Raw genomic sequence first — 13206 nt, 5'->3', positions numbered from 1 at the left:
TTAGGAACTTTGCCATATTGGCAAGGTTTTTATATTTTATGATAGAATAGAGTATGTAGTAAATCAGTAGACTACTATATTTAAAATATAAGAGGTATTCATTATGAAGCCAAAACGGAAAACTTTTGATTTTATCTTAATGTTACCACCCCTATTGTTAGCTGGATTTGGAATAGTGATGGTATATAGTGCGAGTATGGTAACTTCTTATTTAGAGGGAGAGCCAGCTTATGAATTAATGCTAAAACAAGCAATGTGGTTTGTAATTGGATTAGCAGGATTTCTATTTGCCTGTTTTTTTAATTATAAATTTTACCATAAGCTGACTAAATGGATTGTTTTATTATTGATTATTTCTTTATTCGCAGTACTTTTGTTTGGTGCGACTGTTAATAACGCAAAATCATGGATATATATCGGTTCATTTTCTATTCAGCCATCCGAATTTGTTAAAATTGGCATCATTATCTATCTTGCATCTGTTTACACGAAAAAACAAGAGCAGGAATACATAGGTGATTTTTTTAAAGGGGTTTTACCACCTCTTATTATTACTAGTTTATTAGTTGGGCTAGTAGTGCTTCAGCCAGATATCGGTACAGGTGCGATCATATTCGCCATTGCTTGTTCCGTTATTTTTAGTTCAGGGATTAAATTTCGCCATCTGTTTGTCTTAATTTCCATAGGATTTACAGTTTTAATTGCGCTTGGAATCCATATGTTAACAGATGAAAAAATATCACGATTTACCGGAGCCTACCAACCATTTGCCGATCCAGATCATGGTGGATACCAGCTCATTCAATCCTATATCGCGATAGCTACTGGTGGGATTTCAGGTTCTGGAATAGGACAAGGTATTCAGAAGCTAGGATATTTAACTCAAGCGGAAAGTGATTTTATCATGGCGGTCATCGCCGAAGAGCTAGGTTTATTTGGAGTATTATTTGTAGTAGTGAACATAGCTATCATTGTACTAAGAGGACTGTTTATTGCAAAGCAATGTGAAAACAGGTTTGGAGCTCTGATAGCAATTGGTATTTCATCCATGTTCGCCATTCAATCCATTATAAATTTAGGAGCAATAAGTGGATTATTACCAATTACTGGAGTGCCATTACCATTTGTTAGTTATGGTGGAACATCATTGGTTGTATCATTATTTTCGGTTGGTATTCTAAACAATATAGCAAGACATGTAAACTATAACCGAAATCTTAAGGAATTGACAACAGAAGAAGAAAAACAACCATCTGCTAATCCTTTTAAAACGAAAAATAAAAGAAAAATAGCTCAATCTACGAGAAGAATCAATACAAAAAAGGCAAGACCTTAATTGGTCTCGCCTTTTTTTGTGCTTCTGTAAGATAGAAGTAGATAGTAACACAAAAATCCAAAGTATAAAGTAATTACTAGAGCATGTAAGAGAGCAATCATAAGGTTAGCTCTTGTAAAAATAACGAATGCACCAAGCAATACTTGAAAAGTGATGAATGTAGTCTGAATGATCCATCCTTGCTTCATTACTTTAAAATCTGAATATTTTTTCAAAATAGAAAATAATAATACCCAAGTCCAAATAAACGCAACCCCAGCTAACACACGATGAATCATTTGTGCCCATTGACCAAGGTGATAATCAATGGAAAAGGGAGTGCTGTTGTCACAAAATGGCCAGCTCGGGCATGCTAGACTTGAGTCTAAATGTCTTACTAGTGCCCCTGTGTATACAACAATTAGAATATAGATAGTTAAATATAGAAACTGACGTCTAAAAACTGGTGTTATATGTAACGAATCCGCATCAAATTTTTGATCAATTTCAAAAATTAAACATGTCAGAAGTAAGACAGCAGCAAAGGATATTAGTGATATTCCAAAGTGTAATGCTAGGACAAAATCCGATTGAGGCCAAAGGACAGCAGCGGCACCAATTAACCCTTGAAGTACTAAAAAGAAAAAGGATATGAAGGCTAAAAATTTCGTTTCACGAATGTGTCCGTAAAATTTCCAAGACAAAATCGATAAAGCTAATACCAATATTCCCGCAAGCCCTGAAACTAATCGGTGACTTAATTCAATGAACATTTCTTTTGACCATTCCCCATAACAAAATGGCCAATTCGCTCCACAGCCCATTCCTGACTCGGTTTTCGTAACTAATGCCCCACCTACTAATACGAAAATCATACATAAAGTAGTAATAATAGATAAAACTTTTAATGACTTAATCATTTGTTTACTCATAAATTCACTCTTTCCAATCTCCTATGCATGGATTATAATGGCATCATAGCATAATGATACAAAAAATGACATAAAATTCTTGCAAAGTCTTTAAAGATTATGCTAGTAATTATATAGTGTGTGAGATTATGATGTAACTCACCATTTTCCTATAGTAAACCCTGTCATGAATCATTATTATATCAAATAATGATATAGATTTGTTCATGCTTAGGAGGAAACTGTTAAAGTTCACAGAAATGTCATAATTACAATGGAAAATGAAAGTTAAATAGCACACATATTAAATCCATGATACAATATCATTGGATATAATTGATTATTTTTGTTTTGTAATGGTAGAAAGGAGGGAATACTATAATGGATAAGATGGAGTTATCGACAAATGATTCCGTATTTGTAACAAAGTCTAGTGAGTATATTTATAAATGGTCTGACTTAAAAGCTTTACTAAAAATAGGTATTATAAATTCTAATACGTTGACTGCATTTGCTGGATTTTGGTTAGCTCTCTATTATACTGGAACCTCCTTAAAGACGAACTGGCATCTAATGTTAGTTTGTGTGATTGGAACAGCTTTTGTGATAGCAGGTGGCTGTGTTTTAAATAACTATTATGACCGTGATATCGATCGGGTGATGATTCGTACTAAAAATAGGCCGACCGTTACTGGAACTGTTTCTTTAAAGCACGTATTAATATTAGGAACAGCTTTTTCCCTAATAGGACTATTAACATTATCATTAGCATCCTTTCAGGCTGCGTTTTATGGCTTTATTGGATGGTTTAGTTATGTTATCTTGTATACGATGTGGTCCAAGAGGAAATATACCATTAATACAGCGATAGGAAGCCTTTCTGGTGCCGTACCACCACTAATTGGTTGGGCTTGTATAGATCCTAGTTTGCATCCGGTTGCTTGGATTTTATTTTTATTAGTATTTATATGGCAGACACCACATTTTCTAGCGATCGCAATGAAAAAAGTGGATGATTATCGAAGCGCAAACATCCCTATGCTCCCAGTAGTTCATGGCTTTGCGATTACGAAACGACAAATGATACTTTATGTAACCTGCTTACTACCAATTCCATTTTTTCTACATGGCATTGGTTATATGTTTGTCATTCTTGCGGCATTGCTAACGATAGGATGGATCTTGTTATCTGTAAAAGGCTTTTTTGTGAAAGACGACAAAAAATGGGCAAATCAGATGTTTGTCTATTCATTAATTTATCTTACGGTAATGTTTCTATCATTAATACTATTTACGTTGCCAAATAATTTATTGTAAATCAAAATTATAGTCAGTAGAACTTGATTTTTATCAAGTTTTTCTAAATAATAATTTAGTATGTATCTATAGAAAGAGAGGTATAAAGATGAAAGAATGGATGGGAAAAATCCGAACTCTGTCTTTGTTTTCATTGATGGTGTTAGTTCTCTCGGCTTGTGGTAAAGATAATTTAACTGCATTGATGCCGAAAGGACACGGGGCAGAGGAATCATTTAAAGTCATTATTATTTCTACTTTAGTGATGATTGTAGTATTTTTAATCGTTATGATTATCTACGTATACGTCATCATGAAGTTCCGTCAGAAAAAGGGTGAGGAAAACAAAATTCCAAAACAAGTCGAAGGGAACAAAACACTTGAGATTGTTTGGACAACAATTCCGATCTTACTATTGCTCATAATTGCAGTACCGACTATAGCCGTTACATATGACTTAGCTGACGAGTCAAAAAAAGAGGATAGCATTAATATTAACGTTACGGGAAGTCAATTCTGGTGGCATTTTGAGTATGCAGAGGAACAAATTCAAACAAGTCAGGATTTGTATATTCCTGTTGGAGAAAAAGTTTATTTGAATATGCTATCAAGTGATGTGATTCATTCATTTTGGGTGCCTGCACTTTCTGGTAAAATGGATGTAAACCCTGACAATGAGAACACCATGTATATTGAAGCAAAGGAAGAGGGCGTCTATTGGGGCAAATGTGCGGAATTCTGTGGAGATTCACACTCATTAATGGATTTCAAAATTGTTGCAGTAAGTCCAGATGAATACGATCAATGGGTGGAGGATATGCAAAATGTAGATCCAGAAGCAACCCCAGAATCTACGACAGCTCAAGAAGGTAAGGCACTTTTTGAACAAAGTTGTTTATCCTGTCATGCACTTGACAATACTCCATCAGTAGGACCTAATTTGTCCAATTTTGGTGACCGTTCTATGGTAGCTGGAGTATTAGAGCATACGAAAGAGGAGTTAGTCGGATGGATTCTAGATCCAGCAGAAAAGAAACCTGGAAACGGAATGCTTGAAGCGCCTTATTTAAATGAAGATTCAATTGGTGAAGAAGAGGCAGAAAAGATTGCGGATTATTTAATGCAATTAAAGCCTTCTGAAATTACTCCAGAAAGCGCAAAATAAAGGATTTGGATGATAGAAATAAAGGGAGGTTAACCTAACGTGAGCACAATGGTAGCAACGAAAAAAAGAAGCTTTGGCTCAGTGTTGTGGGATTACTTAACGACAGTAGACCACAAAAAAATTGCTATTTTGTATTTAGTTGCTGGTGGATTATTTTTCATTCTAGGTGGATTAGAAGCACTAGCAATAAGATGGCAATTAGTAAAACCTATGAATGACTTCGTTAGTGCAGGGTTTTATAATGAACTTATAACGATGCATGGGACGACCATGATTTTCTTGGCAGCAATGCCATTAATCTTTGCATTTATGAATGCGGTAGTACCTTTACAAATTGGAGCAAGAGATGTCGCCTTTCCATTTTTAAACTCACTTGGTTTTTGGTTGTTCTTATTCGGTGGGATTATGCTTAATGTTGGTTGGTTTACAGGTGGAGCAGCAGATGCTGGTTGGACAGCATATGCGCCATTATCCACCACTTCACCTGGCGAAGGTGTCGACTACTATGTTCTAGGTTTACAAATATCCGGTGCAGGTACATTAATGGGGGGAATTAATTTCCTTGTAACAATTGTAAATATGAGAGCACCAGGTATGACCTATATGCGTATGCCATTATTTACATGGACTGCATTTGTCGCAAGCGCACTAATTTTATTCGCTTTCCCGGCATTGACAGTTGGGTTGTTCCTAATGATGTTTGATCGATTATTCGGTTCGGGCTTCTTTGATCCGAATATGGGTGGTAATGCCGTTATCTGGCAACACCTCTTCTGGATCTTTGGACACCCTGAAGTGTATATTCTGGCACTTCCGGCTTTTGGTATTTTTAGTGAAATCTTTTCAACATTTTCTAAGAAACGTCTTTTTGGATACTCAGCAATGGTATTTGCCACTGTCTTAATTGGGTTCTTAGGCTTTATGGTATGGGCTCATCACATGTTTACGGTTGGTATGGGTCCAGCAGCTAACTCTATTTTTGCGGTTGCAACCATGGCCATTGCGGTCCCTACAGGTATTAAGATCTTTAACTGGCTCTTTACACTTTGGGGTGGAAGCATCCAATTGACTACTCCAATGTTATGGGCATTAGGTTTTATTCCAACCTTTACGATGGGTGGAATGACAGGGGTAATGGTCGCAGCAGCATCTGCCGATTATCAGTATCATGATAGTTACTTTGTTGTCGCACACTTCCATTATGTAATTGTCGGTGGAGTTGTCTTCGGTTTATTTGCAGCGGCACACTACTGGTGGCCAAAAATGTTTGGAACAGTATTAAGTGATAAGTTAGGAAAATTAACCTTCTGGTTATTCTTTGTAGGGTTCCACCTTACTTTCTTTATCCAACACTTCCTAGGTTTGATGGGTATGCCAAGAAGATATTGGGTATATTTAGAGGATCAAGGATTAGATTTGGGGAATGCTATAAGTACTGCCGGAGCATTCCTAATGGGACTCGGAACCATTGTCCTTCTTTACAATATTGTTGTAACACAAGTTAAAGGGGAGAAGGTAAGTGGAGATCCATGGGATGGGCGAACATTAGAATGGTCTATTCCTTCACCACCACCATTTTATAATTTTAAACAATTACCTTTAGTACGTGGTTTAGATCCATTGTGGATTGAAAAAACAGAAGGTAGAAAAGGCATGACTCCTGCTGAACCAGTAAATGATATTCACATGCCAAACAGTACAATACTACCATTTGTTATGTCTGTTGGTCTATTTATCGCTGGATTCGGATTTATTTATCAAAAAGATAACCTTGCATGGCTATGGGTCCTCTTTATTGGAATGGGTATCACTCTCGGCTCCATGTTAATCCGTTCATTAAAGGATGATCTAGGATTCCATATTCACAAAAAGGATTTAGAAAAGGAGGCTGAATAAAATGAGTGAACACGATGTACTAAATCCAAAAGAAATGCCTCTTAATCCTGAAAAGGGAACTTTAGAAGGAAGAAATAAATTTGTAGGGTTTTGGTTCTTTCTCGGTGGAGAAACTGTTCTTTTCGCAAGCTTATTTGGAACTTATTTGGCCTTAAATGACTCTGTGAATGGTGGAAAAACATCTGAAGAGTTATTCGGATTAGAATTAGTTTTTATCATGACAATGATACTTTTAACAAGTTCATTAACTAGTGTTTATGCTATGTATCACATGAAAAACAATGCCTTTAAAAAGATGCAAATCTGGTTAGGTATTACTGTAGTATTAGGTTTTTCTTTCCTTGGATTAGAAATTTACGAGTTTACACACTATATTCATGAATATGAATTTACATTAAGATCCTCTGCATTTGGATCTGCTTTCTACACTTTAGTTGGTTTTCACGGTGGCCACGTACTATTCGGGTTATTATGGATTGTTTCATTAATGATTAGAAATGCGAAAAGAGGACTTAATCTTTATAATGCACCTAAGTTTTACATTGCAAGTCTTTACTGGCACTTTATTGATGTAGTATGGGTGTTTATCTTTACGGTAGTTTACCTAATGGGGGTGCTTTAAGCGATGGCGGAAAAAGTATCTGCAACTACTGCACAAATAGAATATGAAAAGCAAAAAAGAAAAGAAGAAATGAAGCAACAAGTGATTACCTTTGCCTTAATGATTATTTTTACCATTATTGCATTTGGTATGGTAATGGCAGAAATGAGTAAGTTATTCGTTATTCCAGTAATCATTGTTCTTGCTGCGGTACAAGTTGGCTTTCAACTCTATTATTTCATGCATATGAGTCATAAAGGGCACGAGATGCCTGCCTTTATGTTCTATGGTGGAGTATTTGCCGCATTTCTAACGATTTTGGCGTTAGTTGTATTAGTTTGGTGGTAATCATTCGAACCTGTGAAGTGGATCAACACATTTCACAGGTTCTTTCTATTACGGGGAAAGACCAAAGAAGAATGGGTATGATGTTTTGTTCATGAAATTGTAGAAAATAATCAGATTATCTGCTTTTTAATTATATTCACATTCGGTATAATAGGCATTAGTGTGACGACTTAAATTGGAGTGATAAAAATGTGGCAAGAGCTACAAATTTTTGGATTTAGAGCATTATGGAGTCCCTATTACTTAATTTTTATCGGAGTTTTAATATTCGCTTATTTTCTTCTTTTTATTAAACGAAGAGAGGAAAAGAGAGCAACCAAAAACCAAATCATTTACTTTCACATTGGAATGCTATTTCTATACATTATAAAGGGGTCTCCAATTGATCTACTATCTCATATTATGTTTACAGCACATATGGTACAAATGGCATTGTATTATTTGTTTTTCCCTATTTTAATTATTAAAGGGATTCCAAAATGGGCATGGGAGCGTATTTTCAATGTTCCAGTTCTTCGGAATATTTTGAGACTACTCACTAAACCATTGATAGCTTTAATTGTTTTTAACGGTTTATTTTCTTTTTACCATATTCCAGTCATTTTTGATTTCGCCAAGGCGGATGTGTTTGCTCATGCTTTCATTACGGTAACCATTTTGATTGCAGCATTTTTAATGTGGTGGCCAGTTTTTACACCGATTAAAGAAATGGATACATTGTCTCCAATTCTCAAAATTGGATACATAGTCGCAAATGGTGTTCTGATCACCCCAGCCTGTGCATTGATCATTTTCGCACCAAACGCACTGTATCAAACTTACGGGGCAAGCGGTGGTTGGATACAAGCTCTGGCACTATGTGTTCCAGCAAATGTACTTAACGGGCTAGAATTAAGTGGACCTGAAATGTTCTCACCACTTAAACTCGTGGAGGATCAGCAATTGGGCGGTATTTTAATGAAGATTTCACAGGAGATTATCTACGGAATTATTCTTGCCAGAATTTTCTTCCCATGGTTTAGAAGTGGTGCGGACAAAATTGATCCACTTCCAACGGAGCAACAAACTTAATGTATTGGAAAGGTAGGTTGTTATGGAGCTATTACCAACAATTAGTACACTTTTTATTATTATAAGTGCTATTTTCGTGGCCATCGGTTGGCGACTAGTGATAAAAAAGAAGTATAAAGCTCATAAAAAAGCAATGTTGGCAGCGGCATTTAGTGCACTCGCGTTTTTTATCATTTATGTATCACGTACGATATTTCTAGGAAACACAAGCTTTGGTGGACCAGATGATCTAAAAATTTACTACACGATTTTTTTGATATTTCATATTACTTTAGCCACAACAGGTGCCGTTTTTGGTGTTGTAACGATCATTTTAGCATTGAAGCGAAAAATTGCCATACATCAGAAAATTGGACCAATTACAAGTGTAATCTGGTTTTTCTCCGCAATTACAGGAGTTGTGGTCTATTTATTACTATACGTCTTATATGATGGCGGTAAAACGACAAGTTTAATAAAAGCCATTTTAGGAACATAAAAGTGGTTAGGAGATAACTAATTAAAGCGAATGAGAATCCGAACAATCCTCTGACTAAGCGGAGTATTTTGACGGAGCGATTTCAGTGCAGAAATATTAATGTTCGGATTTTTCTTTCTTTACTATTCTTTTGTCCCAGCCACACATAAAAAAACTACCCCTGCGGGTAGCTCTTTTTAAAGTTTAAAATCCCATCTAATTATCCCTGCCTCATTTGCTGAATTAAATGCAATAACAATTAACGGACCGACGATAAAACCAAGCAGGCCTAGTAATTTTAATCCTACATACATCGCAATCAATGTGGCAAGTGGTGATAAGCCAATATGTTTCCCCATCACCTTAGGTTCCACTGTTCTTCGGATAGCCAGTAGAATAATAGCTAAAATAGATAGCTGAATCCCAACAAATAGATCACCAACAATAAACATATATAAAGCCCAAGGACCTAAAATAACGATAGAACCAATGATTGGAATAAAATCGATGATCCAAATAATTAAGGACATGATAAGCGCATATTCAGGAACGATAATCAGTAATCCAATTAAGCTGACAATAAAAATAATCACACTAACTAAAAATTGAGCCTTGAAAAATCCTAAAATCACATAGGATAGACGTGCATTCATAAATTTTACTTTTTCAGCTGTTCTCTCCGTTAAATGGGAATATCCGATCGATTTTAATTTTGGTAATTCAAGCATAAACAAAAATAAGCCGATTAAGTAGACAAGCAAGCTTACAAGATATTCAGGAACTAGGCTAATAGCTTTTGCGATTTTCTCTATGTTAAGAATTTCTCGTAACTGATTGCTTAAAGTGAGTAATGTACCTTCAATCTCTGATTTTACTTGATCCATCAGTTCATCAGGCAAATCCTCTGTAACATGCTCTAGGTTAGCTTCCCATTCTGCTAATTTATGATTTATTTGAACAATATAATCAGGTAAATTTTCGGTGAATTGGATTACTTGAGTAATTAATTTTGTAACAGCATATGTACCGATTGTACTGATTAAGAGTAGAAATAAAATAAACACAGTTGTTACGGCAAGTTTTCGATTCATTTTAGCTACTCTCATGAACCAGCGGATAAGTGGATTTAGCACCAGTGCTGTAATAAAAGCAATAATTAACGGTATGGAAACAGGCAAAATGAAGAAAGCTGCAATGACAATAATGATCAACGAAATAATTAACTTCCATTGTTGTTTTGTAATATTTTTTATCAAAATAAACCAATTTCTCCTTTCACAGGATAATTGCCCCAGTGTTAGATGCCAATCTATTTATCAGTTTTGCTAAAAAACGGCTGTATAATTAGGTATACAGCCGGATATGCATTACTACATACATCATTTTGCAAATGGTTGAATATTTTCCTTCACATTTTTCAATATTTTTTTCGCGCGTTCTACAGTAGTTGTTGGGAAGTCTTCTTCTTCTCCATATTCAATACCATGTGGGTAATAATGTTTACCGATTAAAGGAGTAAGTAGTTTAATAACCGCATCTCCACGATCCACATCTCCTTCTACTGCATATCCTTGCATTCTAATGTAATAGGTTACATTTTCTTCTGGTGATCCAATTTTATAATCATATGTAACTCGCTCATAATCCCATTGACCGGCACGAACAAAATTAGCGCGTTCCATCCCATCATCTAATGGTTTTAAATCAATCAATAATTCTTCTAAACCTGTGTCTTGAATTTTCATACATTCACCCCATCTAAAATTATCACTAAAACTATAATAGTATGAATTGCAGGAAGATGCAATTTATATTGAAGAATCAGTATAAAAACTTTTTCTCCTCTATATATTTAATATAGGAATATAGAAAAGGATGGTGGAAGTAATAGATGAAAACAAGAATCAAGATACTATTAATCATAGGCATCCCCGTTGTAGTATTTCTTTGCTTTTATTTAACGAAAGAGGAAATGGTAGAAATTCGTGCAGAAAAAAATGTCGTGTCAAACAAAGGTCCATCGAACAAGGAAAATTTAGCGAAAGATCATCCAATTATGGCCTATCAACATGTTATATGGAAATATATGAACAAAGATGTGCAAAAAGTAATAGATAATTATGGTGAAGCTGATCGAATAGATCCAACACCCTATGGATACGAGTGGTGGATCTATAAAGAGAAAGACCAATACTTTCAGATAGGTGTTAAAGAAAACAAGATAGTTTCGATCTATACACCATCTGAACCTATCTCCATCCAACCCTTTAAAATTGGTCAAGCCTATCAGGAAATTTCAGACTCATACGAACTAAAGAATGAAATAGAATTTGATAATTTGCGATTTAAATTATCAGACAAGGATTTAAAGTTACGACCTGTTGTAAAGTTATCCGATAACAACTATGTTCAATTATATTTTGACCAATATGAACAAATTTTAGCAGGTGTACGGTATATGAACAAGGAACTGATGGAGATACAAAAGCCTTATGAGCTTTATTATGCTGGAACGATAACAGAGCCAGAAAACCCTTCTAAGGAAGAATGGAAAGGGATTGAGCAAGGGATGGAGAAACAGATTTTGGATGTAACTAATCTTATCAGAGCTCAGTATAACGTGAGTGAATTATCTTGGGATGATTTAGCAGCGAAAGCAGCCAAGGACCATAGTAAGGATATGTTCGAGCAGAATTATTTTTCTCATTATAGTCTTAATGGTGACGGTTTAAAGGAGCGTTTAACCAATGCAGATGCCTATTATTTATCTGCGGGAGAGAATATTGCTGCAAACTATGTTGATGTACCTGCAGTCATTCATGGCTGGTTAAATAGCGAAGGTCATAGAGATGCCTTATTAAAAGAAGAATATACCCATCTTGGAGCAGGTGCCTACCACCTTTACTATACCCAAAACTTTTTACAAAAATAATACGGATTGACACATGTCACTATTTTCAACATAGACTATAGTGGATACTAGTAAAAGGAAGGAAGTCCGATCATGACTGATTCACTCCATCCATCTGTTAAGCAATTTAAAGCATTTATAAAAGACCATCCTGAGCTGGTGAAAAAAGTTCGGAGTGGGGAATCGACTTGGCAGGAACTTTACGAGCAGTTTGTATTACTTGGTGAAGATGATCCCATTTGGAAGGAGAACAAATCAGAACATAACAAGGAAGAAAGCGATTCACTACATGCCAAAATATTAAAGCAGCTAGGCCAATTAGATCTTGACAAGGTAGAGAAACATATCAATGATTTGAGTGGAGCCATTAACCAGGTTGTCGGTCTAATTGGTCAGTATAAGGATTATACCAATTCTTCTAATCAAGACGTAACCAATAGACCAGATCCATTTGCATTTAGAACGCGAGATTAGAGGAGGTATAAAATTGGAGCCAGAAACTTACCATTATTTGCAACAAAGAGAAGACTTGTGGAGCTTCATTCGAAAAAATCCTGAATGGTATCGTTATTTATCAAGGGATAAGAATCGTTTGCGTGAACTGGAATATACATCGAAGCAATATTACGGAAAGACACTTCCGCAGAGGCTTGAAAAGACACAGCAAAATATTCAATTAGTGCAATTACTAATGCAGATGGCAGGTTCAATGAATGATTAATTGAATGCTGCCTCTTTTATTTTTGCCCAAAAGTTGATATGATACAAATATGGAGGTGTTTTGATGATAGCAACAATGGAAATTGTTGATATTTTAGATAAATCCGAGGCTTTAGGCCAAATGGTACTTCAATCTGAAGTAAAACAAGCTTATGACGAGGCAAAAAAGCGCATGGAGCAAGATAATGATGCGCAGAAGCTAATAAAAGAATTTAATAAAATGAAAGAATTATATGAGGAAGTAGAGCGATTCGGTCGTTACCACCCTGATTATAGTAAAATTATGAAAGAGATGCGTGTAGCAAAAAGAGAGATGGACATGCACGAGACTATTGCTACATATAAAGTTGCTGAAACGAATCTTCAAGGATTACTGGATGAAATTAGTCAAATCGTTGCCTTTAGTGTTAGTGATAAAGTGAAAGTGCCAAAGGATGGAGCTTTATTAACTGACGGAGGCTGTGGTTGTGGCTCTGGAAGTGGAGGCTGTGGCTGTAGAGCTTCTTAATGGATTA

15 protein-coding genes are annotated in these 13206 nt (G+C 35.6%); 12 read left to right on the top strand and 3 right to left on the bottom strand.

From position 1 onward, the window contains the following. Nucleotides 1-103 precede the first annotated feature (103 nt). Complete coding sequence (locus ACZ5N5_RS17380; protein WP_109984509.1) at nucleotides 104-1336, top strand: FtsW/RodA/SpoVE family cell cycle protein; 1233 nt, start codon at nucleotides 104-106, stop codon at nucleotides 1334-1336. On the opposite strand, the gene ACZ5N5_RS17375 is transcribed toward ACZ5N5_RS17380, so the two are convergent. Beyond that, entirely contained in the window at nucleotides 1333-2247 is a 915-nt protein-coding gene (locus ACZ5N5_RS17375; RefSeq protein WP_281269922.1) for a COX15/CtaA family protein, read from the bottom strand. The two genes, ACZ5N5_RS17380 and ACZ5N5_RS17375, sit on opposite strands and share 4 nt — an antisense overlap. 360 nt (nucleotides 2248-2607) lie before the next feature. Between ACZ5N5_RS17375 and cyoE the strand changes: the two genes are divergently transcribed. The 7 genes from cyoE (at nucleotide 2608) to ACZ5N5_RS17340 (ending at nucleotide 9081) form a co-directional block, all read left to right on the top strand. Further along, nucleotides 2608-3543 carry a heme o synthase gene (gene cyoE, locus ACZ5N5_RS17370; RefSeq protein ID WP_464372834.1) on the top strand — a complete coding sequence of 312 codons (936 nt, stop codon included), beginning with the start codon at nucleotides 2608-2610 and terminating at the stop codon, nucleotides 3541-3543. Between the two features lie 88 nt (nucleotides 3544-3631). Continuing rightward, nucleotides 3632-4687, top strand: coding sequence for a cytochrome c oxidase subunit II (coxB, locus tag ACZ5N5_RS17365; RefSeq protein WP_054787615.1), 1056 nt, complete (start codon nucleotides 3632-3634; stop codon nucleotides 4685-4687). A 48-nt stretch (nucleotides 4688-4735) separates the two neighbouring features. Further along, complete coding sequence (gene ctaD, locus ACZ5N5_RS17360; RefSeq protein WP_464373795.1) at nucleotides 4736-6583, top strand: cytochrome c oxidase subunit I; 1848 nt, start codon at nucleotides 4736-4738, stop codon at nucleotides 6581-6583. A gap of 1 nt (nucleotide 6584) precedes the next feature. Continuing rightward, nucleotides 6585-7205 (top strand): cytochrome (ubi)quinol oxidase subunit III, encoded by a 621-nt coding sequence (locus ACZ5N5_RS17355; RefSeq protein WP_054787614.1) that lies wholly within the window; start codon nucleotides 6585-6587, stop codon nucleotides 7203-7205. 3 nt (nucleotides 7206-7208) lie between these two features. Continuing rightward, complete coding sequence (gene ctaF, locus ACZ5N5_RS17350) at nucleotides 7209-7532, top strand: cytochrome c oxidase subunit IVB (protein ID WP_054859565.1); 324 nt, start codon at nucleotides 7209-7211, stop codon at nucleotides 7530-7532. A 189-nt stretch (nucleotides 7533-7721) separates the two neighbouring features. Then, entirely contained in the window at nucleotides 7722-8603 is an 882-nt protein-coding gene (gene ctaG, locus ACZ5N5_RS17345; protein WP_054787612.1) for a cytochrome c oxidase assembly factor CtaG, read from the top strand. Nucleotides 8604-8625: 22 nt separating this feature from the next. After that, nucleotides 8626-9081: a DUF420 domain-containing protein gene (locus tag ACZ5N5_RS17340; protein WP_054859563.1), complete on the top strand. Its 456-nt coding sequence runs from the start codon at nucleotides 8626-8628 to the stop codon at nucleotides 9079-9081. A 176-nt stretch (nucleotides 9082-9257) separates the two neighbouring features. Here the strand turns inward: ACZ5N5_RS17340 and ytvI are convergent, their stop codons facing one another. Together ytvI and ACZ5N5_RS17330 are read right to left on the bottom strand one after the other, a co-directional pair. Next, a complete protein-coding gene (ytvI, locus tag ACZ5N5_RS17335) occupies nucleotides 9258-10316 on the bottom strand; it encodes a sporulation integral membrane protein YtvI (RefSeq protein ID WP_464372833.1) in 1059 nt (352 codons plus the stop codon). A gap of 123 nt (nucleotides 10317-10439) precedes the next feature. Then, nucleotides 10440-10805: a YugN family protein gene (locus tag ACZ5N5_RS17330; protein WP_054859561.1), complete on the bottom strand. Its 366-nt coding sequence runs from the start codon at nucleotides 10803-10805 to the stop codon at nucleotides 10440-10442. A gap of 146 nt (nucleotides 10806-10951) precedes the next feature. Here ACZ5N5_RS17330 and ACZ5N5_RS17325 point away from each other — a divergent pair, with 146 nt between their 5' ends. From ACZ5N5_RS17325 to ACZ5N5_RS17310, 4 genes are all read left to right on the top strand, one after another. Further along, the gene (locus ACZ5N5_RS17325; protein WP_109984503.1) at nucleotides 10952-11992 is read left to right on the top strand and encodes a CAP domain-containing protein; all 1041 of its coding nucleotides are present in this window, start codon (nucleotides 10952-10954) and stop codon (nucleotides 11990-11992) included. A gap of 72 nt (nucleotides 11993-12064) precedes the next feature. Continuing rightward, nucleotides 12065-12445 (top strand): spore coat protein YlbD, encoded by a 381-nt coding sequence (gene ylbD, locus ACZ5N5_RS17320; RefSeq protein WP_054859560.1) that lies wholly within the window; start codon nucleotides 12065-12067, stop codon nucleotides 12443-12445. Nucleotides 12446-12458: 13 nt separating this feature from the next. Next, entirely contained in the window at nucleotides 12459-12692 is a 234-nt protein-coding gene (locus ACZ5N5_RS17315) for a YlbE-like family protein (protein WP_054787608.1), read from the top strand. Nucleotides 12693-12755: 63 nt separating this feature from the next. Next, on the top strand, nucleotides 12756-13199 hold the full coding sequence (locus ACZ5N5_RS17310) for a YlbF/YmcA family competence regulator (RefSeq protein WP_109984502.1): 444 nt from the start codon (nucleotides 12756-12758) through the stop codon (nucleotides 13197-13199). Nucleotides 13200-13206: the final 7 nt, after the last annotated feature.

It is taken from the genome of Gracilibacillus sp. JCM 18966 (assembly GCF_055392695.1).
This window is presented reverse-complemented; position numbering and strand designations above follow the sequence as displayed.

Bases quoted from the DNA above. Each gene is read 5' to 3' on its own strand.
- ctaG (WP_054787612.1), top strand. From the start codon at position 7,722: ATGTGGCAAGAGCTACAAATTTTTGGATTTAGAGCATTATGGAGTCCC.
- ACZ5N5_RS17330 (WP_054859561.1), bottom strand. From the start codon at position 10,805: ATGAAAATTCAAGACACAGGTTTAGAAGAATTATTGATTGATTTAAAA.
- ACZ5N5_RS17380 (WP_109984509.1), top strand. From the start codon at position 104: ATGAAGCCAAAACGGAAAACTTTTGATTTTATCTTAATGTTACCACCC.
- ctaD (WP_464373795.1), top strand. From the start codon at position 4,736: ATGGTAGCAACGAAAAAAAGAAGCTTTGGCTCAGTGTTGTGGGATTAC.
- ACZ5N5_RS17340 (WP_054859563.1), top strand. From the start codon at position 8,626: ATGGAGCTATTACCAACAATTAGTACACTTTTTATTATTATAAGTGCT.
- ctaF (WP_054859565.1), top strand. From the start codon at position 7,209: ATGGCGGAAAAAGTATCTGCAACTACTGCACAAATAGAATATGAAAAG.
- coxB (WP_054787615.1), top strand. From the start codon at position 3,632: ATGAAAGAATGGATGGGAAAAATCCGAACTCTGTCTTTGTTTTCATTG.
- ACZ5N5_RS17355 (WP_054787614.1), top strand. From the start codon at position 6,585: ATGAGTGAACACGATGTACTAAATCCAAAAGAAATGCCTCTTAATCCT.
- cyoE (WP_464372834.1), top strand. From the start codon at position 2,608: ATGGATAAGATGGAGTTATCGACAAATGATTCCGTATTTGTAACAAAG.
- ACZ5N5_RS17375 (WP_281269922.1), bottom strand. From the start codon at position 2,247: ATGAGTAAACAAATGATTAAGTCATTAAAAGTTTTATCTATTATTACT.
- ACZ5N5_RS17325 (WP_109984503.1), top strand. From the start codon at position 10,952: ATGAAAACAAGAATCAAGATACTATTAATCATAGGCATCCCCGTTGTA.
- ylbD (WP_054859560.1), top strand. From the start codon at position 12,065: ATGACTGATTCACTCCATCCATCTGTTAAGCAATTTAAAGCATTTATA.
- ACZ5N5_RS17310 (WP_109984502.1), top strand. From the start codon at position 12,756: ATGATAGCAACAATGGAAATTGTTGATATTTTAGATAAATCCGAGGCT.